21 protein-coding genes are annotated in these 23,783 nt (G+C 70.8%); 15 read left to right on the top strand and 6 right to left on the bottom strand.

Annotated elements, in window-relative coordinates; genetic code table 11:
• The first annotated feature begins 271 nt into the window (after positions 1 to 271).
• The 7 genes from AB4078_RS00645 (at position 272) to AB4078_RS00675 (ending at position 8,899) form a co-directional block, all read left to right on the top strand.
• Positions 272 to 1,645: an Nramp family divalent metal transporter gene (locus AB4078_RS00645; protein WP_441975554.1), complete on the top strand. Its 1,374-nt coding sequence runs from the start codon at positions 272 to 274 to the stop codon at positions 1,643 to 1,645.
• A 213-nt stretch (positions 1,646 to 1,858) separates the two neighbouring features.
• On the top strand, positions 1,859 to 2,077 hold the full coding sequence (locus tag AB4078_RS00650) for a hypothetical protein (protein WP_441975555.1): 219 nt from the start codon (positions 1,859 to 1,861) through the stop codon (positions 2,075 to 2,077).
• Positions 2,074 to 2,439, top strand: a complete 366-nt coding sequence (locus AB4078_RS00655) for a hypothetical protein (RefSeq protein ID WP_441975556.1) — start codon at positions 2,074 to 2,076, stop codon at positions 2,437 to 2,439. The genes AB4078_RS00650 and AB4078_RS00655 overlap by 4 nt, the downstream gene beginning before the upstream one ends.
• A 216-nt stretch (positions 2,440 to 2,655) precedes the next feature.
• Positions 2,656 to 3,474 (top strand): ornithine carbamoyltransferase, encoded by an 819-nt coding sequence (locus AB4078_RS00660; RefSeq protein ID WP_441975557.1) that lies wholly within the window; start codon positions 2,656 to 2,658, stop codon positions 3,472 to 3,474.
• 223 nt (positions 3,475 to 3,697) lie between these two features.
• Positions 3,698 to 5,104, top strand: a complete 1,407-nt coding sequence (locus AB4078_RS00665; protein WP_441975558.1) for an MFS transporter — start codon at positions 3,698 to 3,700, stop codon at positions 5,102 to 5,104.
• Positions 5,105 to 5,114: 10 nt separating this feature from the next.
• Positions 5,115 to 7,331, top strand: a complete 2,217-nt coding sequence (locus tag AB4078_RS00670) for a molybdopterin oxidoreductase family protein (RefSeq protein ID WP_441975559.1) — start codon at positions 5,115 to 5,117, stop codon at positions 7,329 to 7,331.
• A complete protein-coding gene (locus AB4078_RS00675; protein WP_441975560.1) occupies positions 7,328 to 8,899 on the top strand; it encodes an FAD-dependent oxidoreductase in 1,572 nt (523 codons plus the stop codon). Before AB4078_RS00670 ends, AB4078_RS00675 begins: the two co-directional genes overlap by 4 nt.
• Before the next feature lie 143 nt (positions 8,900 to 9,042).
• Here AB4078_RS00675 and AB4078_RS00680 read toward each other — a convergent pair whose 3' ends face one another.
• Genes AB4078_RS00680 through nirB form a run of 3 tightly spaced genes read right to left on the bottom strand, consistent with a single transcriptional unit; the run spans position 9,043 to position 13,546 of the window.
• Complete coding sequence (locus AB4078_RS00680) at positions 9,043 to 10,173, bottom strand: uroporphyrinogen-III synthase (protein WP_441975561.1); 1,131 nt, start codon at positions 10,171 to 10,173, stop codon at positions 9,043 to 9,045.
• Complete coding sequence (cobA, locus tag AB4078_RS00685; RefSeq protein ID WP_441975562.1) at positions 10,170 to 10,955, bottom strand: uroporphyrinogen-III C-methyltransferase; 786 nt, start codon at positions 10,953 to 10,955, stop codon at positions 10,170 to 10,172. Before cobA ends, AB4078_RS00680 begins: the two co-directional genes overlap by 4 nt.
• Positions 10,952 to 13,546, bottom strand: coding sequence for a nitrite reductase large subunit NirB (gene nirB, locus AB4078_RS00690; protein WP_441975563.1), 2,595 nt, complete (start codon positions 13,544 to 13,546; stop codon positions 10,952 to 10,954). The genes cobA and nirB overlap by 4 nt, the downstream gene beginning before the upstream one ends.
• A gap of 182 nt (positions 13,547 to 13,728) precedes the next feature.
• On the opposite strand from nirB, the gene nirD reads away from it, so the two are divergent.
• Both nirD and AB4078_RS00700 read left to right on the top strand, forming a co-directional pair.
• A complete protein-coding gene (gene nirD / locus AB4078_RS00695; RefSeq protein WP_441975564.1) occupies positions 13,729 to 14,118 on the top strand; it encodes a nitrite reductase small subunit NirD in 390 nt (129 codons plus the stop codon).
• 135 nt (positions 14,119 to 14,253) lie between these two features.
• Complete coding sequence (locus AB4078_RS00700; RefSeq protein ID WP_441975565.1) at positions 14,254 to 15,177, top strand: DUF5996 family protein; 924 nt, start codon at positions 14,254 to 14,256, stop codon at positions 15,175 to 15,177.
• Positions 15,178 to 15,198: 21 nt separating this feature from the next.
• Here the strand turns inward: AB4078_RS00700 and AB4078_RS00705 are convergent, their stop codons facing one another.
• Positions 15,199 to 16,830 carry an MFS transporter gene (locus tag AB4078_RS00705; RefSeq protein ID WP_441975566.1) on the bottom strand — a complete coding sequence of 544 codons (1,632 nt, stop codon included), beginning with the start codon at positions 16,828 to 16,830 and terminating at the stop codon, positions 15,199 to 15,201.
• Between the two features lie 97 nt (positions 16,831 to 16,927).
• On the opposite strand from AB4078_RS00705, the gene AB4078_RS00710 reads away from it, so the two are divergent.
• The 5 genes from AB4078_RS00710 to AB4078_RS00730 all read left to right on the top strand — a co-directional run bounded on the left by AB4078_RS00710 (position 16,928) and on the right by AB4078_RS00730 (position 20,144).
• Positions 16,928 to 17,518, top strand: coding sequence for a sulfite oxidase-like oxidoreductase (locus AB4078_RS00710; protein ID WP_441975567.1), 591 nt, complete (start codon positions 16,928 to 16,930; stop codon positions 17,516 to 17,518).
• A complete protein-coding gene (locus AB4078_RS00715; RefSeq protein ID WP_441975568.1) occupies positions 17,515 to 18,279 on the top strand; it encodes an FAD-binding oxidoreductase in 765 nt (254 codons plus the stop codon). Before AB4078_RS00710 ends, AB4078_RS00715 begins: the two co-directional genes overlap by 4 nt.
• On the top strand, positions 18,279 to 18,536 hold the full coding sequence (locus tag AB4078_RS00720; RefSeq protein WP_441975569.1) for a DUF6510 family protein: 258 nt from the start codon (positions 18,279 to 18,281) through the stop codon (positions 18,534 to 18,536). Before AB4078_RS00715 ends, AB4078_RS00720 begins: the two co-directional genes overlap by 1 nt.
• 97 nt (positions 18,537 to 18,633) lie before the next feature.
• Positions 18,634 to 19,554 carry a S1C family serine protease gene (locus tag AB4078_RS00725; protein ID WP_441975570.1) on the top strand — a complete coding sequence of 307 codons (921 nt, stop codon included), beginning with the start codon at positions 18,634 to 18,636 and terminating at the stop codon, positions 19,552 to 19,554.
• Between the two features lie 62 nt (positions 19,555 to 19,616).
• Entirely contained in the window at positions 19,617 to 20,144 is a 528-nt protein-coding gene (locus AB4078_RS00730; protein ID WP_441975571.1) for a hypothetical protein, read from the top strand.
• A gap of 39 nt (positions 20,145 to 20,183) precedes the next feature.
• On the opposite strand, the gene AB4078_RS00735 is transcribed toward AB4078_RS00730, so the two are convergent.
• Positions 20,184 to 21,689, bottom strand: a complete 1,506-nt coding sequence (locus AB4078_RS00735; protein ID WP_441975572.1) for a PucR family transcriptional regulator — start codon at positions 21,687 to 21,689, stop codon at positions 20,184 to 20,186.
• A gap of 143 nt (positions 21,690 to 21,832) precedes the next feature.
• Between AB4078_RS00735 and AB4078_RS00740 the strand changes: the two genes are divergently transcribed.
• A complete protein-coding gene (locus AB4078_RS00740) occupies positions 21,833 to 22,945 on the top strand; it encodes an alcohol dehydrogenase catalytic domain-containing protein (RefSeq protein ID WP_441975573.1) in 1,113 nt (370 codons plus the stop codon).
• Between the two features lie 132 nt (positions 22,946 to 23,077).
• On the opposite strand, the gene AB4078_RS00745 is transcribed toward AB4078_RS00740, so the two are convergent.
• A complete protein-coding gene (locus AB4078_RS00745) occupies positions 23,078 to 23,770 on the bottom strand; it encodes a hypothetical protein (protein WP_441975574.1) in 693 nt (230 codons plus the stop codon).
• Positions 23,771 to 23,783 lie beyond the last annotated feature (13 nt).

The following is a 23,783-nucleotide window of genomic DNA, read 5'->3' on the forward strand; positions in this document are numbered from 1 at the left end:
GGGACGCGTAGTCCATCTCTCGGGCGCCTTGCAACCCCGTTTCGCGCCTGTGGCGGAGCACATAGCCTGCGAACTCGACAGACACACAGGGCCGCGCCGCTGCGCGGCCGCGGCGCCGAGACAGTGAGGAGTCCCATGAGCCCCCAGGCATCGACCACCACGAAGAACCGTCGCACGCCCGCGCGCGGCGCGCAACACCCCGCCGAGACGAAATGACACCGCTCGCGCCGGCTGCGTCCGCCAGCAACCCCGCTGGTCGGAGGAGTAGACGATGACCGTCATCGATCCTGCCGCCGACGCAGGGGAAGAGCCCTCTGGTTCCGCCACCGCGGGCAGCGGCGAAGAGGGGAAGCCGAAGAGCAATCCGGTTGTGCGCTTCCTGCGCGTGCTGGGTCCCGGTCTCGTCACAGGCGCCGCGGACGATGACCCCTCAGGCGTCGCCACGTATTCGCAGGCGGGGGCCACGTTCGGGAACGGGCTCCTATGGACCGTTCCGCTCTCGCTGCCGCTCATGATGGCGGTGCAGGAGATCTGCGATCGCATGGCCCTCGCGACTGGCGACAGCCTCGGCGCGTTGATTCGCCGCAAGTTCCGCCGGGGCGTCGGTGCATCGATCGGTGTTCTGATCGTTGCGCTGATCGCGGCGAACTGTCTGAACCTCGCCGCGGACCTCAACGCGATCGGGCAGGGCATGCAGCTTCTGCACGCTGGATCTGCATGGATCTGGAGCATCGTCGCCGGCATCGCGATCCTCGTGACGGTCATGCTCGGCTCGTTCGAGCTGATCGGCAGGATCTTCAAGTGGTTGTGCCTTGTGCTGCTCGTCTACCTCGGCGTCCTCTTCGCGACACATGTGAACTGGGGCAGCGTCGCGGCCGGCCTCGCAGGCTTCCAATTCCAGCTTTCGCCGGCTTACCTGGGTCTCGCCGTCGGCGTGCTCGGGACGACCGTGTCCCCGTACATGTTCTTCTGGCAGTCGGCGCAGCGAGTCGAGGAGATGCGCGAAGAGAAACGAGGTGGAGACGATGCGCCCGCTCTCGACGAACGTCCCGCACGCGAGGCGCACCGCCGGTTGCGCAACGGACGAATCGACGTCTTCACCGGTATGGCCTTCAGCGTCCTCATCATGTTCGCGATCATCGCGTCATCCGCAGCGACCCTGGGTGCGCACCACAAGACGGTCTCCAGTGCTGCGGAAGCGGCCAAGGCCCTTGAGCCCATTGCAGGCGATTTCGCGAGCATCCTCTTCGCCCTCGGGTTCATCGGATCCGGCATGCTCGCCGTACCTGTCCTCGCAGCCGCGGGAGCTGCGGGCCTCTCGGCTCTGCTGAACAAGAACTGGGGTCTGGACAAGAACCCACGCCGGGCGCCGCTCTTCTATGTTCTGCTCGGCATCGGCATGATCGGCGGCACCATCCTCGCCGTCGTCTCCACCGACCCGATCGGGCTGCTCGTGCTCAGTGCGATCGTCAACGGCATCGCCGCCGGTCCGTTCCTGATCATCATGATGCTGATCTCCCGCGACCGCACCATCATGGGCAGACACCGAAACGGGAAACTGGCAGCAACGCTGGGATGGGCCACCACCGTGCTCATGTGCGTCGCCGGCGCTTATGGCATCTGGTACACCGTCGCCGGCGGGTGAGTGCAATTCTCGGAGCAAACCCGTGAACCGCGGGCGAGGCGACGTCGCATGATCGCCACGGAGTATTCGTGGCCTATAGCGAGCGCGAGCGGCATCTGTCAATGATCTGGCTTTCTGGCCGATGCAGCGTGATCGTGCAGGCATGCCCGGCGACCACGCACTCTGTGCGGAGATCGACGGGACTGCGGACGTGGTGAGGGAAGAGAGAGCAAAATGCGAAAGTACTTCTTCTGGCTCGGCATCGGGGTTTTCGCGATGGTGGCCTACTTCTATGGTGCGAAGGCGGGTCGGGGCCGGTACCGAGACATCCGAGCGAGCATCGATGCCGTATGGAACGACCCGAAGGTGAAGAAGGCGCGCAAGAAGGCCCTCAAACGCGCAGAAGCGGTCGCACAGGCTGCCGTGAAGCAAGCCAAGAAGGTCGGGAGATGAGCATGGCCGAGACAGGGAGCGAGCCGGAGGATCGCGTGCGCAGGATCAGCGACGCGGCTGCCGGTGCCGTAGAGGAACGCGTGGACAAGGCTGCGGGCGCGGCGTCGGATGTGATCTCCAAGGCATCCGACACGGCGTCGCATGCGGTGGGCGCGGTGGCAGGTGCGGTCACGGATGCGATTGACGCCCGACGTGAGGAGGTCATCGCGGGAGCCAGACAGGCCGCGGACTTCGTGGCGGGGATGGGCGGTGATGCGGTCGCCCACGTGAAGCACCATCCGACGCGCACTGTTCTGCTCGTGGCCGCAGGCGCGGCCGTCATCGGATTCATCGTCGGTGTGATGACAGCGAAACGCAACTGACGTCGTCGCCCGCGCGAGACGACCGCAACGGAGGTGTGAGCCCTTCGGGAAATCCGAATCCTGAGGGGCACACACTCCCTGTGACGGGAGGAGCTCGCGAGCTCACTCTGTCGGCCGGCAGCATTGGCGAGTGGCGCTACGTCGGGCTCCGGCCGGCATTTGGGTGTGTTCCTCCGTGGGGCCCGCCCGTCCGTGGATCTTCTGGATACTAGATGAGTGCGACATTTACTTTCCTTGTCAGGCCTCAGCCGGCACGACCTGAGCGACATATTCGCACGCGCCAAGTCCTTCGAAGGCGGGAGAGGCCCCATCATGGATGGAGCTGCCGCCCTCTTCTTTCCCGCATCAAGCGTGCGAACGCGCGTTTCCTTCGAGCGTGGTGCCGCCGAGATGGGACTGCAGCCGATTGTGTTTCCGCCGGAGACACTCGATAAGGACGAGGACCCGATCGATGTCGTCGGCTACCTCGCCTCGTGGGTGGATCTCCTCGTCGTGCGTCACCCTGATATCGAAGTGCTGCGCGGTCTGGCAGGGGCGGAGACGCTCCCGGTGATCAATGCGATGACGAACGTGAACCATCCGTGCGAGGTGCTCTCAGACCTTTATGCGCTGGCTCAGGACGCTGATCCGTTCGGGCTCAAGTTCCTGTTCGTAGGCGCTGACGGGAATATTGCCCGTGCGTGGTGGGAGGCAGGAGTCGCTTTCGGCATCGATATCGAGCAGAGCTGTCCCGCAGAGCTTCGGGTGCCGGGGATGCCTTGGAACGAGGATCTTCGCGACGCCATGCGCGGAGCAGACGTCGTAATCACGGACGGGCCCGGTCGCGATGCGGATGCGCTCGCACCCTATCGCGTGACGGGGGAGCTTCTGGATACTGCGCCGGACAATGTCCGGTTCGCTCCTTGTCCGCCTTTCATCCGAGGACGCGAAGTCTCCGAGGACGCCGTTGATCATCCATCCTTCGTCGGATACAGGTTCAAACGCCATCTCACGACGGTGCAGCAGGCGGTGATGTCCCGGGCGCTCGAGACGTGAGCCAGCCGCCTTCCGGATCACCCGCCTGACTGGTCTGCCGTCTCGTCCTACTCCACCCCGCTCGCGACGTTCATCCCCGGGGCGGCACCGGGAGCGCATCGCGACATCTCACAGAGCCTGGTTGTTGCGGAGAGGAGTTCGACACGCAGACGTTACGGCGCACACGACAGCCGGAAACACGGACTTCCTAGCGTGATCGCACACGCACTCCTGGGAGGTCCGCATGACCGGCATCGCCACGAACAGCACCACCACGCCCACCGCGGAGAGGCCCGCGACCGGCTCCGCGCTCGGCTTCCTGCCGGGACGCTGGATCTCCGGATGGAACGCCGAGGACCACGATCAGTGGCGCACCGCGGGCTCTGCGATCGCGCGGCGCAACCTGCGCTGGTCGATCTGCGCCGAGTTCCTCGGCTTCGTCGTCTGGCAGCTCTGGTCGATCGTGGTCGTGGCGCTGCCGGCGGCAGGATTCCACTTCACCGTCTCCGAGACGTTCTGGCTGATCTCGATCCCGAGCCTGGTCGGAGCGACCCTGCGCTTCCCGTACACGTTCATGGTGCCGCGCTTCGGTGGACGCAACTGGACGGTGGTATCGGCGCTGCTGCTGCTGGTCCCCGCGCTCGGGCTCGCGCTGTGCGTGTCGAACCCCGGTACCCCGTTCCCGGTGATGCTCACCGTCGCGGCGCTCGCCGGCCTCGGCGGAGGCAACTTCGCGAGCTCGATGGCGAACATCACCTCCTTCTACCCGCAGCGGCAGAAGGGCTGGGCCCTCGGGCTCAACGCCGCCGGCGGGAACCTCGGTGCCGCCGTCGCCCAGTTCGTCGTGCCGATCGTGATCACACTGGGAGCCGGCGCGACCTTGCATCTGCCGCTCGCGGGTCTCATCTGGGTGCCGCTCATCCTGATCGCGGCCTTCGGCGCCTGGCGCCGGATGGACAACCTCACGAGCGCCCGTGCCGACATCTCGGCGTCTCTGGCCGCGCTGCGCTATCCCGAACTGTGGCTCATGGCGCTGCTGTACATCGGCACGTTCGGATCGTTCATCGGATTCTCCGCCGTCTTCCCCAAGCTCATCGCCGACCAGTTCCCGGCGTTCACCGCCTTCCCCGTCGGAGGCGCGATGCTGTCGCTCGCGTTCGTCGGGGCGCTGGTCGGGTCGCTCGCACGCCCCTTCGGCGGACGGCTGGCCGACCGGTTCGGCGGCAGCGCCGTGACGATCGCCGCCTTCGCAGTCATGGCGCTCGGCGCCCTCGCCGTGGTGCTCACGCTGCCGCTGCACTCCTTCTGGCTGTTCCTCGGCTTCTTCCTGCTGCTGTTCGTCGCGAGCGGCGCGGGCAACGGCGCGACGTACCGGATGATCCCGACGCTGTTCGCGCTGCGGTCCGGGGCTGACGGGCACTCCTCATCGGGCGACGTCGCCACTCAGCGCGCCGCGGCCGCTGCGCTGGGGATCGTCTCCGCGATCGGCGCCTACGGCGGCTTCCTCGTCCCGCAGGCGCTCGGGCTGTCCAAGGCGGCGACCGGAGGATACGCGGCCGGCCTCGGCTGGTTCGTAGTCGCCTACGTCGTGCTGTGCGGGATCACGACCGCCGTGCTGCTGCGCGGACGCCGCCGCGGGGCGCGGATCTGAGTCGGCCGCGATGGCAACCGGATCCCCGCCCCCGACGGCTCCCGCCTCTTCTGCCGCGGCGGACACGCACTGCCCGTACTGCGCGCTGCAGTGCGCCATGACCCTCACGCAGGATCCGGCCGGTCCGGCCCCGGTGCGGGTGGAGGGGCGCACGTTCCCGACCAATCGAGGCGGGCTGTGCAAGAAGGGGTGGACCTCAGCCGCCCTGCTCGCGTCCCCAGAGCGGCTCACCACACCGCTGATCCGCGATGCCGGTGTTCTGCGCCCGGCGAGTTGGGACGAGGCGCTGGCGCGGATCGCGTCGTCGTTGCGCGCGATCCGCGCGGCTGACGGACCCGACGCAGTGGCAGTGTTCGGGGGCGGCGGGCTCACGAACGAGAAGGCGTACCTGCTCGGCAAGTTCGCCCGGGTGGCGCTGGGCACCTCGCGCATCGACTACAACGGCCGGTTCTGCATGTCGTCCGCCGCGGCGGCGGGCAACCGGGCCTTCGGGATCGACCGCGGCCTTCCCTTTCCCGTCTCCGACCTCGACGACGCCGACACGATCCTGCTGCTCGGCTCGAACGTCGCCGCGACCATGCCACCCCTGCTCTCGCACCTCGCGGGCGCCCGCGCCGCCGGTGGCCTGATCGTCGTGGATCCGCGCCGCTCGCAGACCGCCGAGCTCACCGCGGACGGTGCGGGCTCGCACCTGCAGCCCGCGCCCGGCACCGACCTCGTGCTGTTGCTCGGCCTCATCCACCTCGTGCTGGCGGACGGGCTCGCCGACCGCGCCTATCTGGAGCAGCGCACGACCGGTCTCGACGCGCTGCGCCGCAGCGTCGCACGATGGTGGCCCGAGCGGGTGCAGGCGATGACGGGGATCCCGGTCGCGGTGCTGCGCGCGACCGCACACCGGCTCGCACGCGGCCGCGGCACGTACATCCTCACCGGGCGGGGCGTCGAGCAGCACGTCGACGGCACCGACACGGCGACCGCGGCGATCAACCTCGCGCTCGTGCTCGGGCTGCCCGGCCGATCGGACTCGGGATACGGCACACTCACCGGCCAGGGCAACGGCCAGGGCGGCCGCGAGCACGGGCAGAAGAGCGACCAGCTGCCGGGGTACCGCAAGATTGCCGATCCTGCGGACCGGGCGGCTGTGGCCGCGGTCTGGGGCGTGGATCCGGACAGTCTGCCCGGGCCGGGCGTTCCGGCCGTGCAGCTGCTGGGGATGCTCGGCGAACCCGGCGGCGTGCGCGCCCTGCTCGTGCACGGCGCGAACCCGATGATCTCCGCCCCCGACGCGGGAGCGATCGCCGCGGGTCTCCGTGCGCTCGACCTGCTCGTCGTGTGCGACTTCGTGCTCTCGGAGACCGCCGCGCTCGCCGATGTCGTCCTCCCGGTGACGCAGTGGGCCGAGGAGGAAGGCACCCTCACGACGCTCGAGGGACGGGTCATCCGCCGTCGTCGCGCCCTGACCCCTCCGCCCGGGGTGCGCAGCGAGCTGGAGATCCTCGCCGATCTCGCCGCCCGGCTGGAGGCTCCGTCGGAGTGGCCGACGGATCCGGCGATCGTGTTCGCGGAGCTCGCCCGCGCCTCCGCCGGCGGGATCGCGGACTACTCGGGGCTCAGCCACGCGCTCCTCGACGCACAGCTCGCCGCAGGCGTCGCCGCGCACTGGCCGTATCCCGCCGGCTCGGACGGCACGCCGCGGCTGTTCGCCGAGCGGTTCGCCCACCCGGACGGCCGGGCGCGGCTCGTGCCGGTGCAGCCGCAGGAGCGCGATCCGGAGGCGCCCGACGAGGAGCCGCTCGACGGCGGGGCGGCAGGCGAGCGGCCCCGCTCCGCGCTGCTCACCCTCATCACCGGGCGCCTGCTCGAGCACTATCAGTCCGGGGCACAGACCCGGCGGATCGCCGAGCTGAGCGATGCCCACCCGCGCGCCCGCGCCGAGCTGCACCCCGCGACGGCCGCCCGGCTCGGAATCACGGGCGGGGATCCGATCGTGGTCCGAAATCGCCGAGGACGCGTCATGGCGGACGCTCTGCTGACCGAGCGGATCCGGCTCGACACGGTGTTCCTGCCGTTCCACTTCGCGGATGCGGAATGCGCGAACCGGCTGACCGCCGCGGTCACGGATCCGATCTCGGGCATGCCGGAGTTCAAGCGCACGATGGTCGTCGTCACCCCCGCGGTCGGGGAGAACGGAGTCGCATCCGTGAACGCCGAACAGGTGCCGGCATGAGCGGCCCGATGCGGATCGTGCTGATCGGCTACGGACCGGTCGGCGCCCGCTTCGTCGAGGAGCTGCTGCCCGCGGTGACGGCGGGGCGGGTGTCGCTCACCGTGCTGGGTGCGGAGGCCGAGGACGCGTACAACCGCGTGCTGCTGGCCGAGTACGCGGTGGGCGCCACCTCACGGGAGCGCCTCGAAATCGCGGACACCGCGGCGGCGCGCACGGCCGGGGTGCGGATCAGGCTCGACGAGACCGCGATCGCCATCGACCGTGCTGCACGCCGGGTGCGGACTTCGGCGGGCGACGAGCTCGCCTGGGACCGGCTCGTGCTCGCCACGGGCGCGCGTGCCAACGTGCCGACCCTGGCCGGCCTGGAGCACACCGGGCACGAGCGCGGCGCTGCGCCGGTGCCCGGCCGGGACGGCGGACGCCGGGCGCTGCCCGCGGGCGTGCTCGCGCTGCGCGACGTGGCCGACGCCGAGGCGGTCGCGCCGGTGGTCGCCGGGGGTGGAGCGGTCGTCGTGCTCGGCGCCGGCGTGCTCGGCATGGAGTTCGCACTGCTCGCCGCCGAGCACGGGGCGCGGGTCACTGTGGTGCACCACGGCACGGCCCCCATGGCGCGCAACCTCGACGAGACCGGCGGGCGGATGCTCGCGCGTGCCGCCCGCACGGCAGGCCTGCGGATGGCGGCGCATGCGCGCGCCGAGACCGTCGAGCTCAGGGACACCCCGGCGGGGCCGGTGTTCGACGGCATCGTGTGCGCCGACGGCACCTATCTGCGCGGGCATCTTCTCGTGCTGTCCTGCGGTGTCGCTCCACGGGTCGAGCTCGCGCTCGCCGCCGGCCTTGCCTGTTCGACGGGCGTGCTGGTCGACGCGGATCTGCGCAGCTGGACGGATCCAGAGGTGTTCGCGATCGGCGACTGCGCGCAGATCGCGGATCCCGGCGAGGCCGACGCCACGGGCCACGTGCCGGGAGCGCCGAGCGGCCTGATCGGGCCCGGATGGCGGCAGGCCGCAGCCGTCGCGAGCCGGCTGCGTGCCGAGGCGGCCGGGGTCGGAGCGGGCGAGGAGGCGAGCGTCGTGCGGCACGCGCGCCCGACCGTGCTCATGCTCAAGGCGATCGGGATCGACGTCGTATCGGGCGGGGCGTACGCGGCGGAGCCGTGGGACGCCGACACCGAGGTCAGCATCTGGATCGACGCCGCGCGGGGCGCATATCTGAAGACCGTCGTCCGCGACGGCGTGCTCGTCGGTTTCGTCTCGGTCGGCCTGCCGCAGGCCGGGGCCGAGCTCACCCTGCGCTACGAGCGGGGAGCGGGTCTCGTCGCGGATCCGGCCGCGCTGCTGCGGCTGGACGCGGCCGATGCCGGCGCGGCCAGGGCGACCGACGACCCGCTCGGGCCGGAGGCCACCGTCTGCTGGTGCAACGGCGTGACAGCGGGCCGCATCGCGGAGGCGGTGGCGGACGGGTGCGGCACCGTCGAGGAGGTCGGCCGGTGCACGCGCGCGGGTACGGGATGCGGCGGCTGCAAGGGGCGGATCACCGCGCTACTGGCGGCGGTGCCGGCGGCATAGGGTCGGCGCGCGATCCGGGGTCGTTGAGCGAGCGCAGCGAGACGAAACGCGGTGATCCGCGAGCGTGCCCCGTTTCGTCTCGGTCGGCTCCGCCGTCCTCGCTCAACGACCCCGGAGGGGGTGCTCAGCGACTGCGGAACTGCTCAGACGTCGAGGCGGTATCCGCGCTTCACGACCGTGGCGACGAGCCCGGGAGTCGCGAGACTCTGCCGCAATCGGCTGAGCGAGACCTCCATGGTGTGCTCGTCGCCGTCCATGGATCCGGAGAGCGCCCGGCGCGACACCACGGCGCCCTCGGCGGCGACCAGGGCGCGGAACAGCGTCACGGAGGTGGGGGTGAGCCGCACAGGTGTGCCGTCGACGACGGCGACGCTGCCTCGCAGCTGCACCTCGCCGTGCCGGGTGCGCACGCGCAGGGTCGCCCGGTCCTCGAGGTGCTCGCAGACCAGCCGGATGAGTGCGCCCATCCGGAAGCGATCCGGCTGCAGCACCCGGATGCCCGCGGCGATCAGAGGCGCGGAGGTCACCGGGCCCACGCTCGCGGCCACCACGTCCTGCCGCAGCGCGTCGACGACCTCGTCGTGGCGACCGCGGGCCAGGGCCGCGATGAACAGGCCGTCCACCGCGGGGGCGCTCGTGAAAGTGACGCAGTCCAGCTGCCGGGCCGCGACGGCGTCGACGAGGCGGGTGGTCCGCTCGTCCTCGTCTTCGACGTTCGACCAGGTGTACGGCGCGACCGTGAGTACGCGCATCCCCGCCTGCGCGAGCCGTGCGAGCTGCGCATGATCGGTCTGACCGTGCAGCTGCACGGCGACCGTGGTTCCTGCTCCGAACTCGGCGACGACTCTGTCCACGAGAGACGCCGTCGTCTCCTCGTCGCTCATGCCCTCGTCGTCGAGCCCCGCGGCGCGCACCGCGCCCCGCGCCTTCGGACCGCGCACCAGGATCGTCGCCGCGGACAGCGCGTCCTGCAGCGCGGCGCCGAGCCCCGCCGCATCGGCGACCTCGAACCAGCGCCGCATGCCGTAGCTGGTCGTGGCGAGCAGGAGATCGGGGCGTGCGGCGAGGATGTCGCGGGTGTCGGCGATGACCGGCCCGTCGTCGTCCGCGTGCCGCATCCGCACCGTCGGGGCGTGCAGCACGAACGCGCCGCGGCGCTCGAACGCGTCGATGAGATCGGCGGAGCGGCGATCGCTGGTCACGCCGATCCGGAAGCCGGCGAGCTGATCCGGACCGAACCCGGTCACCGGATCGATGCGCTCGAAGGGCGTCATGGGGCGTCCCCCGCGAGTGCGACGGCGTCACTGAGCAGCGCGACGGCCTCCCGATCATCGTGTCCGGCGAGTCGGACGACGTCGCCCACGACGATCACGGCGGGGGAGCGGACCCCCGCATCCTCCGCAGCGTCGCGGATGCCCGCGAGGTCCGAGACGGTCGTGCGCTGGCCGGCGGTGAAACCGCGCTCGATGATCGCGACGGGGGTGCCGGGATCCATGCCGTGGCGCACCAGCCCGGCACTGATCGACGGCAGATTCGAGACACCCATGAGCACGACGATGGTACCGCCGAGGCCGGCAAGATGCTCGGCCTCCGACTCTGTGAGCGGTGCGTGCCCGGAGATCACGGTGAACAGCCGGGCGACCCCGCGATGCGTGACCGGAATGCCGGCGGACGCGGGCACCGCGATCGCGCTCGTCACCCCGGGGATGACGCGCACCGGCACGCCGGCCGCGCGGCAGGCGGCCGCCTCCTCGCCGCCGCGGCCGAACACGAACGGATCCCCGCCCTTGAAACGCACGACCTTGGCACCCGCGAGCGCGTGGTCGAGCAGGAGGCGTTCGATCTCCTCCTGCGGGATCGCATGATGGCCGGGGCGCTTCCCGACATCGACCAGTTCCGCCTGCGGCGCCAACTCCGCAAGCAGCGCGTAAGGCGCGAGCCGGTCGTACAGCACCACGTCGGCGTCCCGCAGCGCACGGACTGCGCCGACCGTGAGCAGGTCCGGGTCGCCCGGGCCGCCGCCGACGAGAGTGACCGATCCGACAGCGGCCGTCACGACAGCTCCTCGGCGGGCACTGTGTCGGCGCGCAGGGGGATGCTCGTGCCGGCGATCGGCACGATGCCGGCCGCGCGCTCCTCGGCGGTCGCGGGGCGGAGCTGCCCGCGCTCGGCGACGCGTGCGATGGACGGATCCGCGACGCCCGGCTCGTTCACGAAGGAGCGGAACCGGCGCAGCCGCTCGGGGTCGTCGAGGGTAGCCGCCCATTCGTCCGCGTAGGTGTCGACGTGCAGGGCGACCGCGGCCTCCAGCTCGGCGGCGAGGCCCAGCGAGTCGTTCACCACCACGTCGCGGACGTGGTCGAGGCCTCCGTCCAGATCCTCCATCCAGCGCGCCGTGCGCTGCAGCCGGTCGGCGGTGCGGATGTAGTACATGAGGTATCGGTCGATGTAGCGCACCAGCGTCTCATCGTCCAGGTCCGACGCGAGCAGCTGCGCATGGGCGGGCTGGAATCCGCCGTTGCCGCCGACGTACAGGTTCCAGCCCAGATCGGTCGCGATCACGCCCACGTCCTTGCCGCGCGCCTCGGCGCATTCGCGGGCACAGCCGGAGACGCCGAACTTGAGCTTGTGCGGGCTGCGCAGGCCGCGGTAGCGCAGCTCCAGGGCGATCGCCATCCCCACCGAGTCCTGCACGCCGTACCGGCACCAGGTGGATCCGACACAGCTCTTCACATTCCGCAGCGCCTTGCCGTACGCCTGCCCCGACTCGAAGCCGGCGTCCACCAGCCGGCGCCAGATGTCCGGCAGCTGGTCCAGCCGTGCGCCGAAGAGGTCGATCCGCTGTCCGCCGGTGATCTTCGTGTACAGGCCGAAGTCCTGCGCGACGCGGGCGATCACGCCGAGTTTCTCGGGGGTGATCTCGCCGCCGGGGATGCGCGGCACGACCGAGTACGTGCCGTCCTTCTGCATGTTGGCGAGGGCGCGGTCGTTCGTGTCCTGCAGCGGGCCGCGACCGCCGTCAAGCAGATACTGGCCGTGCTGGGTGGCGAGGATCGATCCGACCGCGGGCTTGCAGATGTCGCAGCCGCGCCCGCGACCGAGGCGGGTGATCGTCTCGTCCCAGCTCGTCAGCCCCAGAACACGGACGGACTCGAACAGCTCCTGCCGGGACAGGTCGAAGTGCTCGCACAGCGCGTGCGAGACCGTGGCGCCGGCGGCGGTGAGCTCCGCTTCGAGCAGCTTCTTCACCAGCGGCACGCAGGATCCGCACTGCGTGCCCGCGCGGGTGCAGGTCTTCAGCTCTCCGAGGTCGTGGCAACCGTCGCCGACCGCGGCGCGCACCGTCCCCGCGGCGACGTTGTTGCAGGAGCACACCAGCGCGTCGTCTGGCAGCGCGCCGCTCGTGGGCGGCTCGGCACCGGCGGCGGAGAGGTACGCGGCCGGCTCGGCGTCGAGGGTGCGACCGAGCAGCGGTCGCAGACCGAGGTAGGGCGTGGCGTCGCCGACGAAGACGCCGCCGAGCAGCGTGCGGGCGTCGTCGCTCACGACGAGCTTCTGGTACAGCCCGCGCGCGGGATCCGCGTACACGATCTCGAGGGCGCCGGGATCGCGGGCGAACGCGTCGCCGAAGCTCGCCACGTCGACGCCCGACAGCTTGAGCTTGGTGGCGTCGTCGATCGTGGTGAAAGCCGCATCGCCGCCGAGCAGCTGGTCGGCGACAGTCTCGGCCATGGCGTTGGCCGGCGCGACCAGGCCGATCGTGCGGCCGTCGATCGCGGCGACCTCGCCGATGGCCCAGATCGACGGATCAGCGCTGCGGCAGGCCTCGTCCACGATCACGCCGCCGCGCGGCGCGGTCTCGATCCCCGCCGCCGTGGCGAGTTCGTCGCGCGCTCGGATGCCGATGGCGAACACGACGATGTCGGCCGGAACGCTGCGGCCGTCGGTGCAGAGCACCTCGACGGGGCGGCCGCCAGCGCCGAGCACGATCTTCTGCGGCCGGGTGCCGAGGTGCAGGTCGACCCCGCGGGCCGCGATCAGCCGCCCCAGGGCCTGGCCCGCGCCCTCGTCGAGCTGGGCCGACATCAGCCACCCGCCGGAGTGGATGATCACGGCGTCGGCACCGAGTGCGGCGACGCCTCCTGCAGCTTCCAGTCCGAGAAGACCGCCTCCGGCCACGGCGACGCGCGGAGAACGGCCCAGCTCGTCGCGGAGTGCCGCGACCTCGGCGACGAGGGCGTCCACGTCGTCGATCGTGCGGTACACGCGGGCGGCCGGAGCACCGGGGATCTCGGGCACAGGGGCGGAGGATCCAGTCGCCAGCACGAGATCGTCGTAGCCGAGCACGTCGCCGGTCGACGTTGTCACGGTCTTCGCGGCGCGGTCGATCGCCTGCGCCCGTTCGCCGACCCGCAGGGAGACCGCGGCGTGCTCCCAGCACGACGCCGGATCCAGCGTGAGATCGACGGATCCGTCCGCGAGCCGCTTGCTCAGCTGCACCCGGTCGTACGGAAGATACGGCTCTTCCGCGACGACGGTGATGCGGTGCGCGGCGGCCGGCTCATCGGCGAAGCGCGACAGCAGGGCCTCCACGAGCCGGTGGGCGGCGGGGCCGCCTCCGACGATGAGCGTGTTGCGGGACGTCATGCGTGCCCCCTCCGGTTCGGTGGTTCCCGAGCGTACGAGCGCGCGATTTCCCGACCGTTTCGGCAATGTATCCGTAACATGACAGCGCCCGCACACGACGAGCGGAGGGTTGTGAGGGGACTTTCACACGGCCGACACATGCCGCGACCGCAGCTGAAACACGCGCGACCTACCGTCGTGGCATGACCACCATCACGCAGACCAGGTCCCGTGTCGTCTCCTCGCGCACCGCCCCGGCGCGCACCGTGTGGGAGCGCGCATGCCGCGTCGACGACCTCGAGCCGTCCTGGGGCGAGGCCGTCCTCATCCGGATGAGGCAGATCGCCGTGTTCCTGCTCTCGCCGCGCGAGGTCTATGCGGTCGAGCACAACGATCCCGCCGCAGACGGCGCGCCGGTGATGGCGCGCGGGATCGTCGGATCCCGGGGCGATCGTCCCACCGTCGCGTCGCCCCTGCACAAGGAGATCTACGACCTCGGCACCGGGGAGTGCTATTCGGATCCGGCTCTGCTGCTGCGGACTTTCCGCACGCGCATCGTCGGAGGCTTCATCGAGATCGAACTCGAGGACTGAGCCTCATCCTGCGGCGCGGCCGAGCAGCATCGCGCGTTCGGTACGGGCGAGGGGATTCACACGGATCGGTCCGGATCCGGTCGCCCGAGCCACGACGGCGGGCTCGGTAGAGTGTCCCCGATCGAGGAGGACGCCGTGCTCACGAACCCCGTCTGGCCCGCTCTCGCCGTCGACGACTGGACGCCGACGCGGGAGACGCTGCACATGTACACGCAGATCGTCGGCAAGGTCAAGATGGTGCTCGCCGCTCCGGTGAACCACTGGTGGCACGTGACGCTGTTCGTCGATTCGCGCGGGCTGACGACCGGTGCGATCCCGGTCGGCGATCGGATCCTGGAGCTCTCCTTCGATTTCGTCGACCACGTCCTCGTCGCGCGCACCAGCGACGGGCGGGGCGAGACGCTCGTCCTCGGCGGTTCGGTCGCGCGCTTCTACGCTGACGTGATGGCCCTGCTGTCCCGGCTCGACGTGGACGTGCGCATCCATCCGGTGCCGAACGAGGTGGCCGACGCCATCCCGTTCCCGGATGACACCGTGCACGCGACATACATCGCCGAGCACGCGCGGCTGTTCTGGCAGCAGCTGGTGCAGGCGGATCGCGTGCTGAGGCGATCCCGGTCCGAGTTCCGCGGCAAGGTCAGTCCCGTGCACTACTTCTGGGGCGCGATGGATCTCGCGGTCACGCGCTTCTCGGGACGGCCGGCGCCGGTGCATCCCGGCGGCGCGCCCAACTGTCCGGACAGCGTGATGGTGGAGGGCTACTCCGACGAGCTCGGCAGCGCGGGGTTCTGGCCGGGCGGCGGCGCGGAGGGCGCGTTCTACGCTTATGCGTACCCGGCGCCGGACGGGTACGCGGCCGCGGAAATGCCGGAGGGTGCGTCCTTCGACGCGGCTCTGGGCGAGTTCCTGCTGCCCTATGAGACGGTGCGCCAGGCGCCGGATCCGGACGCGCTGGTCGGCGCGTTCCTGCAGGCCACGTCGGCTGCTGCGTCACGCCTCGCGGACTGGCCGCCGGCGCCGCAGGCGCCCGCGATTCCCGCCGATCGGGCATCGCGCTAGGCGGCCTCGGCGGCCCAGCCCTCAGCGCCGCGGCAGCCGCACCGCGAAGGCGTGCGACTCCGCCCCGACCTCCGCCGTCTCGAGCACGCGGTCGAGGACAGCGGCGTCGCTCCCCGTCCAGCGTGCGTTGCGCGAGGCCGTGTACTCGCCCCACGAGCGCACGCGGAACACCTCCTGGAAGGATCCCGCCTCCTCCCCGGCGCGCTCCAGCATCCAGCCCGCCGCCCCCGTTCTGCGGCGGCTGTCGCGCAAGGGCCTCATCGCGGCGAGGAATGCCTGCTCGCGCTCGGGCGCGACGCGGTAGGCGATCGTCACGGTGACCGGGCCGTCGTCGGGCTCGGGGTCGAACACGAGCCGAGGCTCGGGCGCGCAGTACGGCTCGATCGACCGGTCCAGACGCCCGGTCTCGGGGCGCAGCGGCAGCACCAGCACGCTCGCCGCGACGAGCAGCAGCAGCCCCGCCGCCACAGCCAGCGTGACCGCCACGCCGGCCATCGCGCTCACCGCACCCCACAGGAAGGCGCCCAAGCCCTGTCCGCCGAGCAGCACGAGCAGGTAGGCCGAGATCGCGCGGGCGCGCACCCACGGGGCGGCACTGAGCTGCATGGCCGCGTTCAGCGTGGTGAGGGTCGCGGTCCATGCGATGCCGGTGATCAGCAGCACGGGAACGACCACGGGCAGCGGCCACCAGGCGACGCTCACCGTGCCCACGGCGAACACGGCGAACACGGCGGCCGAGATGCCGAGCGCGGCCGAGGAGGACAGATGCCGGGTGAGGAACGGCATGAGCACGGCACCGAGGATGGACCCGACGCCGAGCATCCCCAGCAGCAGTCCGTAGCCGGTCGCTCCGAGGCCGAGAAGGCCGCCTGCCGCGGAGGGGAGCAGCGACCACAGGGCGCTCGCGGGGAGCGCGAACAACAGGCTGCGCAACAGCAGCCGGCGCACGATCGGACCGGAGGCGAGGTAGCGGAGCCCGGCCACGAGCGAGTCGCCGAACGGCTCCGTCCAGGTCGGCGCGGTCCGCTCCGGGCGCGGCCAGCGCACCAGGGCGATCACGACGCCGAGGAACGACACGGCGTTGAGCGCGAACACGAAGGTCGGACCGGTCCACGCGACGAGGATTCCGGCGATCGCAGGCCCGACTGCGCGCGCGGCGTTGACCGTGATCCCGCCGAGTGCGGCGGCCGCGGGGATCTCCTGCCGGGGCACGAGATCGGGCTGGATCGCCTGCCATGCCGGAGCGCTGAGCGCGGCGGAGGAGCCGAGCAGGAAGGTCATGAGCAGCAGCGAGGGGGCCCCGAGCACGCCGATCCCGGAGAGCACCGTGAGCACGACGGCGAGGGCGGCCGACACGATGTTCATCGCGAGCAGCCAGCCCCGCCGGTCGAACCGGTCGGCGAGCACGCCCGCGAACAGCGAGAGGAACAGCACGGGCAGCAGGCTCGCCGCCTGCACCCAGGCGACGATCGCGGATCCGGAACCGGCCTGGATGAGGAACCACTGCGCGGCGACCGTCTGCATCCATCCGCCGAGGTTGGATCCGGTCTGCGCCAGCCAGAGCGCGCGGAACATCGGGTGTCGCAACGGCGCCCACGCCGACCCGCCCGCCGTGGCACCTGCCGCCGTCGTGTCGACGCTCTGCGCATTCATGGCACCATTCTGGACCGGGACCGCACTGGCGCAGGCCGCGTGCGGGTGACAGGCTGAGCCTGTTCACGTAGGCGCCTTCCCTGGAGAGGGGTTCGCGATGTCGTTCATCACCCGAGGCTTCACCGGCCGGCGCCGGGACCAGGACGACCGGCTCCCGCCGGGGCAGACCCTGGTGCACGACTTCCCGGTGCTCTCCGCAGGCCCCACGCCGCAGGTCTCCACGGACGAGTGGGAGTTCACGATCCGCAGTGCGGCGGGCGAGCGACGGTGGAGCTGGGATGAGTTCCGGCAGCTCGAGATCGAGGACATCGACGTCGACATCCACTGCGTGACGCACTGGTCCAAGCTGGGCACCCGCTGGAGCGGCGTCTCGATCGACACGCTGCTCGCCGACGTCGACACCGAGGACGAGTACGCGATGGCGCACAGCTACGGCGGCTACACCACCAACGTTCCCCTCGAAGATCTCCGGGACGGCAAGGCCTGGGTCGCCTTCGAGTTCGAGGGTGAGCCCCTCGACCCGGAGCACGGCGGTCCCGCCCGGCTGCTCGTGCCGCACCTGTACTTCTGGAAGAGCGCGAAATGGATCCGCGGACTCGAGCTCCTGCCCGATGACGAGCCGGGCTTCTGGGAGCAGAACGGGTACCACCTCCACGGCGATCCGTGGAAGGAGGAGCGGTACTGGTGAGCGAGGTGACCGCGCGCGTGCTTCCGCGCACGGCCTGGCACGCGGCTGAGGTGGTCGAGGTCCGGCGCGAGACTCCGACGGCCGCGCGCATCGTCCTCGACGTGGCGGGCTGGCCGGGGAACCTGCCGGGCCAGCACCTCGACGTGCGCCTCACGGCGCCCGACGGGTACACGGCGACGCGGTCGTACTCGATCGCCTCCTCCGGCGACGGATCGCAGGTCGCGCTCGCCGTCGCCCGTGTTCCCGACGGCGAAGTGTCGCCGTTCCTCATCGACGAGCTGAGGGCGGGGGATCGGCTGGAGGTGCACGGACCGCTCGGCGCCTACTTCGTCTGGCACGCCCGCGTCGACGGCGGATCCGGCCGGCCGGTGCAGCTCATCGCCGGCGGATCCGGCGTCGTGCCTCTCTACGCGATCGCGCAGGCGCACATCGATGCCGCCGATGCCACGCCGTTCCGCCTGCTGTACTCGGTGCGCACGCCCGATGACGTCTTCTTCGCCGAGGAGCTCGAAGCAGCGGCGAAGGGGCCCGTCCCGTTCGTCGCGGATTACGTCTACACACGACGTGCGCCCGCGGGCTCCGACGAACCGGTCGGACGCATCACCCGCGAGCGCGTGGCGGTGGCGACCTTCGGCCCCGAGAGCGAGCCCCTCATCTATGTCTGCGGGGCCACGGCCTTCGTCGAGCGGGTCGCATCCTGGCTCGTCGACCTGGGGCACGATGCGCGCGCGATCCGCACCGAGCGCTACGGAGGAACCTGATGCAGCACTTCGACGGGAATCTGCTGGCAGGAGCGCTGGCGGACCTGCTGGCCTTCGACGCGACCACGGCGCGGGCGCGATGCAACGGGTGCGGCAACGTCGGTGAGATCGCGACGACGATCGTGTTCCGCAGCGCCGCGGGAACCGTCGCCCGCTGCCCCGCCTGCGGTCAGGTGCTGCTCACGATCGTGCAGACCGGCGACCGCACCTTCGTGAACTTCACCGGCACGGGCGCGATCGAGATCCCGGCGCCCTGACCGGCGGGCCCGCCCTGGGGACGGAACCGCCTCGCTCGCCGTCAGCCCTCGGCGAACGACGGCCGACGGGCTCCGGCGCGGGCGGAGACTGCTGGTCATGGACGACGGTGAAGCGCTCGACGCATACTCGACCATCGTGGTGCGCGTCGCCGAGACCGTGCTCCCCGCAGTCGCGGCGGTCAGCGTGCGCACGGCCGGCGGCGCGGGCGCGGGCAGCGCCACGGTGATCCGCGAGGGGCTTCTGCTCACGAGCGCGCACGTGGTCGCGAGGGCACGCGAGGTGGGTCTCGCGTTCGGCGACGGCACCTCGATCGAGGCCGCGGTGGTCGGATCCGACGTGCTGAGCGATCTGGCGGTGCTGCGCGCCCGCGGACGGACGCCGGATCCGGTTCCGCTCGGCGACGCCGCACGGCTGCGCGTGGGGCAGCTCGTCGTCGCCCTCGGCAACCCCCGAGGGCTCGCGGGCAGCGTCACCGCGGGCATCGTGTCGGCGCTCGGCCGCTCGCTGCCGACCGCGTCGGGCCGCGTGATCGACGAGGTGATCCAGACGGACGCGGCGCTGAACCCGGGCAACAGCGGGGGAGCGCTGGCCGACAGTGCCGGCAGGCTCATCGGCGTGAACACGGCCGTCGCGGGCGTCGGGCTCGGTCTCGCCGTGCCGATCAACGCCACCACGCTCGAGATCATCGACACCCTCGCCACCGTCGGCCGGGTGCGCCGTGCCTGGCTCGGCGTGGCCGGGGCGAAGACTCCGCTCACTCCGGAGGCCGCCGCGAAAGTCGGCTCCGCGACCGGGATGCAGGTCATGTCGACGGTGCCGGGCAGCCCCGCGGCGCTCGCCGGAGCCCGCCCGGGAGACATCGTGCTCTCGATCGACGGCACGCCGGTGTTCGATCCGACCGGGCTGCAGCGCGTCATGGTCGAGGCGGCGATCGGGCGGCGCATGGAGATGACGGTCCTGCGCCACGGCGCCCTGATCGACCTCGTCCTGGAGCCGGAGGAGCTGCGGATGGCGTGAGGCCGCGCCGAGTGGCCGCATGTCGGAGGCAGGGAGCCTCAACAGGCACGAGGATGGGTCTCGTGAGCTATGACGCGGACGAGACCGTCTTCGAACATGCGGGACGGCGGATCCGGCTCGAGACCAACGCGCAGTTCGATGCCCTGGTCGGGGCGTTCGAGGCCGCGGTCCCCGCGTTGCCGGAGGAGCAGGCGCTGGCCGAGGTGCGCGGCGGCGACTGGGCGGGGTTCGTGCGGGGGCTGCAGTGGGAGGCGCCCAGCGGGTTCGTCCGGGTCTGGACCTCGCGTCCCGACGCGCTCATGGAGCACGCCGGCAGCGGTGCCCGCAGCGTGGTGTGGCTGATCGCGCACCACGGGATCACCGCGCGGCTGTTCCGGCACGACCCCGGCACGATGCTCTACGCCCCGCTGCGCATCGAAGCGCACACCTCGACGGCGCCGGGGACGACCTTGAGCTTCGAGGTGCCCAGCGCCCGGCTCGCCGGCTTCGGCGTCAACAAGATCACGCAGGCCGGTGCCGAGCTCGACCGCGCCCTCGGCGATCTCGTCGAGGACCTCGGGCTGCCGCGCCCCGCCGCGCTGCGACGCTGACCTGGCTGTGTTGGGCACGCAGGGCTCGTGCGGGAAGACCTACGACTCGGACAGGCCAAGGGCGCGCAACGCGAGCCACGCGGCGGCGCGGTCATCCGCCCGGTCCATGGCCAGCCCGGTCAGCTCCTCGATCCTCCGCATGCGTGAGGCGAGGGTCTGGCGGTGTATGCCGAGGCGAGACGCGGTCGTGCGCTGCGCGCCGTGCTCCGCGAGGAAGGTGCGCAGAGTGTCGGTCAGCGCACCGTGGTTGCCGTCGGCATCGCGCAGCCCGTCGAGTACGGCCGCCAGCTGCGCCGAGGATTCGTCTCCCATCGCGTCGAGCACGAGCTCGACCGTGGGCAGTTCCGAATAGCGCAGGACCGTCTGCCGGTCCTCGACCGCAGTGTCGAGGGCCTGCTTCGCCTGAAGAGCGCTGCGTCTCAGAAGCTCAGCCGGCGCCGGCAAGCCGAGCCCGAGGTGCGCCGTGCCGGTACCCAGGGGAGTGAGGGCCATGACGCGCGCCGCCAGCTCCTCCGCGAGGCCATCGGGCACGAATCCGCGTACTCGTCCGCCGCCGGCGACGAAGACGTGCTCGGCACCCAGCTCGTCGAGCCAGCGCACGGTCAGTCGCTCGAGATCGATCGTGCGAGTCCGGCTGCCCAGGTGGAATGCGGTGAGACCCGTCTCGCGCACACCCCACCGGCGGAGCAGCCGTCCGGCGTCCTGTCCGCCCGCGAGCAGGACACCCATCAGCGCTTCGCGCCCCAGCCGTTCGGTCAGCGAAGGGTCTCGTGTGCGCAGGACGAGATCGAACAGCGCGGCGGATTGCGATGCGAGGTCACGGTTGCGACTGGTCACGCTGGAACGGGAGGCGATCACGAGGTAGCCGGTGAGATCGCGATCGGATCCGACCTGATGCACCTGCAGTCCCGGGTGCCGCACGCGCACCGGCCGCCCGAGTGCGGCCGCCGTCGCATCGTCGATGTGAAGGCGGCCCGCTCCCGCGCTCGTGATCATCTGACCGTGGGCATCGAGCAGGACCGCCCAACCGTCGATGCGATGCGCGAGCTCGGCGATCACTGCGGGCGCGCCGCCGCGTCGGGCGACCTGAGTCAGGACCTTGGTGCCGGCGGTCACCAGCCGGTCGGACGCGGCCTGATCTTCGGCGATGATCGCCGCGAGATGGGCGTGCAGCGCGGACGGCGCGCTGGCAGCCTGCGCAGTCTCGGACGGAGCGTCCGCAGGGGTGGTCTCGGAATCGTTCGGAAGACGGGCGCCGAGGATCGCCGTCATGCGGCTTTTCGCCAGCAGAGCGCGCAGCTCCGCGCTGTCGCCAGTGCTGACGAACACCCCGCTCGCGGTGGTCTCGGAAACCTCGGAGTCGGGGGCCAGCCGAGCGCGCAGCTCCTCCTCGTCACCGGTCAGCAGCGTGGCGAAGTTGCGATTGGCGACCACCACGTACTCGCGCAGTCGGGCCAGACCGTCGATCGGCGTGTTCGCCGGAGCCCGTTCGACGACAAGGGTGCCGCGCACCGCGCGAGCGATGGCCTGAAGGTCGAGCGCCATGGCTGAACTGTACCAAATGCCGGTGGGTGGATGAACTCTTCAACACTTGGCACAGTGACAGCGAACCGCTCCGCTCCCTAGCATCGCCGTAGTCCTCACGTGCGCGATCTTCATTCGCGTGCGGCGTTCAAAGGAGAGAAGCCATGAAGGCAGCAGTTTTCCGCGACACCAAGACCCGAGTCGAGGTCATCGACGTCGATCTCGCCGCTCCGAAGGCCGGCGAGGTCCGTGTCAAGATCGCCGCCGCCGGCGTCTGCCACTCCGATCTGCACGTGCAGCAGGGCGACTGGGGTGCCACCGCTCCGCTGGTGATGGGCCACGAGGGGTCCGGCACGGTCGTGGAGCTGGGAGAGGGCGTCACCTCGCTCGCCGTGGGCGACCATGTCGTGCTCAGCTGGGTTCCGCCGTGCGGCGAGTGCCGGTACTGCCTGCAGGGGCACGAGGCCCGGTGCCAGAAGGTCGCGACCCTGGTCGCGCCGCAGGGGGTGTTGTTCGACGGCACTTCGCGGATGAGCAGGACCGACGAGAACGGCGATGACGAGACGCTGCACCACTATCTCGGCGTCTCGTCCTTCGCGGAGGAGGTCGTCGTGCCCGCCTCCGGCGCGATCAAGGTGCGGGACGATGCACCGCTCGACATGATCGCCGTCGTGGGATGTGCGGTCGCCACCGGTGTCGGCGCCGTCACGAACACCGCCGCCGTGGAGCCGGGATCCACCGTCGCCGTGATCGGCTGCGGCGGGGTCGGCCTGAACGTGGTGCAGGGGGCGAAGCTCGCCGGCGCCGAGCGCATCGTCGCGATCGACGTCGTACCGGACAAGACCGCGATGGCTCTGCAGTTCGGTGCCACGGATCGCATCGACGCCTCCAAGGGCGACACCGTGGAGCAATTGCTCCAGCTCATCCCCGACGGTGTCGACTACGCCTTCGACGCGATCGGACGCACCTTCACGACCGAGCAGGCCATCCGTATGCTCGGCCTCGGCGGCGCCGCCGTGATCGTGGGCCTGCCCCCCACCGGCGCGACCGCGTCGTTCGAACCGCTCGCGCTCGCCGAGGCTGACCAGCGGATCCTGGGGTCGAACTACGGCTCCGTGCGACCGTCCATCGACATTCCCGCACTGGTCGACCGCTACATGGACGGTCAGCTCAAGCTCGACCCGCTCATCTCCGGCCGGCGCCCGCTCAGGGAAGCCGCCGAGGCGCTGGAAGATCTCGAAGCGGGCGGCGTGCTGCGCACGCTGCTCATCCCCTGATCGCGCCCGAACCTCATCCGGGGGGATCCGACGCGCTCCGACGTCGGGTCCAGGGCCGCACAAGACGAATCCCCGGGTCTCCTTCCGGCTATGCCGAAGGAGAACCCGGGGAATTCGTCCGTACGCCGTCCCTTACGACGACACGGCCACCCTTTGCGCGGCGCTCGCGTGGATGCGGGCGTTGTGGGTGGACAGCGCCGTGTAGCCGAAGTAGTAGATGAATCCCTGCGTACCCCACGTGGCCAATGCAGCGGTGTAGAAGTACGTGCGCTGGGCGTCGTCGAACGGCCAGGGGAAGAGGTCGTACGTGAGCGCGATCACCATCGCCACCAGCGTGATCAGCGTGGTCGCCACGGACCAGCCCTTCGAGCCCGCACGCCACAGTCGGCCCGCGAACGAGAAGAGGAAGATTGACGTGATGAGGTTCGTGAGGACGAAGAACGTGGCCGGGCCGACGTCGTACACCTCGCCGTGGTGAAGGGACACCAGGAAGGCGCCCCCGGCTACGGCCAGGACGAAGGCGCCGATCTCGACCCAGAGCGTCGGCTTGTAATGGTGGGTCGCCATCCTCAGCCCGAGGATGAGGACCAGAGTGAACCCGAATGAGCGTGAGAACGCATCGAGGAAGTACGCGACGGTGTACATGGGACTCGCGGGGTCGCCGCCGAGCAGCGACCAGACCAGGAAGTTCGTGGCCGAGACGCCGACGATGATCCACTCGATGCCGAGGAGGTAGTTGTGATGTCTCCGGATGAACTTCCACCCGTAGACCAAGCAGACGAACATCAACCACGCGTCTGCGACGATGAAGAGCGTTTCGATCATGTGTCCTTATTCC

Origin of the sequence: Microbacterium sp. 2MCAF23, assembly GCF_052115565.1 — a bacterium.
Taxonomy (GTDB): Bacteria; Actinomycetota; Actinomycetes; order Actinomycetales; family Microbacteriaceae; genus Microbacterium.

What these genes read in the sequence shown, in the direction of transcription:
- AB4078_RS00645 (WP_441975554.1), top strand. Translation starts at nt 272, where the DNA reads ATGACCGTCATCGATCCTGCCGCCGACGCAGGGGAAGAGCCCTCTGGT.
- AB4078_RS00650 (WP_441975555.1), top strand. Translation starts at nt 1,859, where the DNA reads ATGCGAAAGTACTTCTTCTGGCTCGGCATCGGGGTTTTCGCGATGGTG.
- AB4078_RS00655 (WP_441975556.1), top strand. Translation starts at nt 2,074, where the DNA reads ATGAGCATGGCCGAGACAGGGAGCGAGCCGGAGGATCGCGTGCGCAGG.
- AB4078_RS00665 (WP_441975558.1), top strand. Translation starts at nt 3,698, where the DNA reads ATGACCGGCATCGCCACGAACAGCACCACCACGCCCACCGCGGAGAGG.
- AB4078_RS00670 (WP_441975559.1), top strand. Translation starts at nt 5,115, where the DNA reads ATGGCAACCGGATCCCCGCCCCCGACGGCTCCCGCCTCTTCTGCCGCG.
- AB4078_RS00675 (WP_441975560.1), top strand. Translation starts at nt 7,328, where the DNA reads ATGAGCGGCCCGATGCGGATCGTGCTGATCGGCTACGGACCGGTCGGC.
- AB4078_RS00680 (WP_441975561.1), bottom strand. Translation starts at nt 10,173, where the DNA reads ATGACGCCCTTCGAGCGCATCGATCCGGTGACCGGGTTCGGTCCGGAT.
- nirB (WP_441975563.1), bottom strand. Translation starts at nt 13,546, where the DNA reads ATGACGTCCCGCAACACGCTCATCGTCGGAGGCGGCCCCGCCGCCCAC.
- nirD (WP_441975564.1), top strand. Translation starts at nt 13,729, where the DNA reads ATGACCACCATCACGCAGACCAGGTCCCGTGTCGTCTCCTCGCGCACC.
- AB4078_RS00705 (WP_441975566.1), bottom strand. Translation starts at nt 16,830, where the DNA reads ATGAATGCGCAGAGCGTCGACACGACGGCGGCAGGTGCCACGGCGGGC.
- AB4078_RS00710 (WP_441975567.1), top strand. Translation starts at nt 16,928, where the DNA reads ATGTCGTTCATCACCCGAGGCTTCACCGGCCGGCGCCGGGACCAGGAC.
- AB4078_RS00720 (WP_441975569.1), top strand. Translation starts at nt 18,279, where the DNA reads ATGCAGCACTTCGACGGGAATCTGCTGGCAGGAGCGCTGGCGGACCTG.
- AB4078_RS00725 (WP_441975570.1), top strand. Translation starts at nt 18,634, where the DNA reads ATGGACGACGGTGAAGCGCTCGACGCATACTCGACCATCGTGGTGCGC.
- AB4078_RS00735 (WP_441975572.1), bottom strand. Translation starts at nt 21,689, where the DNA reads ATGGCGCTCGACCTTCAGGCCATCGCTCGCGCGGTGCGCGGCACCCTT.
- AB4078_RS00740 (WP_441975573.1), top strand. Translation starts at nt 21,833, where the DNA reads ATGAAGGCAGCAGTTTTCCGCGACACCAAGACCCGAGTCGAGGTCATC.
- AB4078_RS00745 (WP_441975574.1), bottom strand. Translation starts at nt 23,770, where the DNA reads ATGATCGAAACGCTCTTCATCGTCGCAGACGCGTGGTTGATGTTCGTC.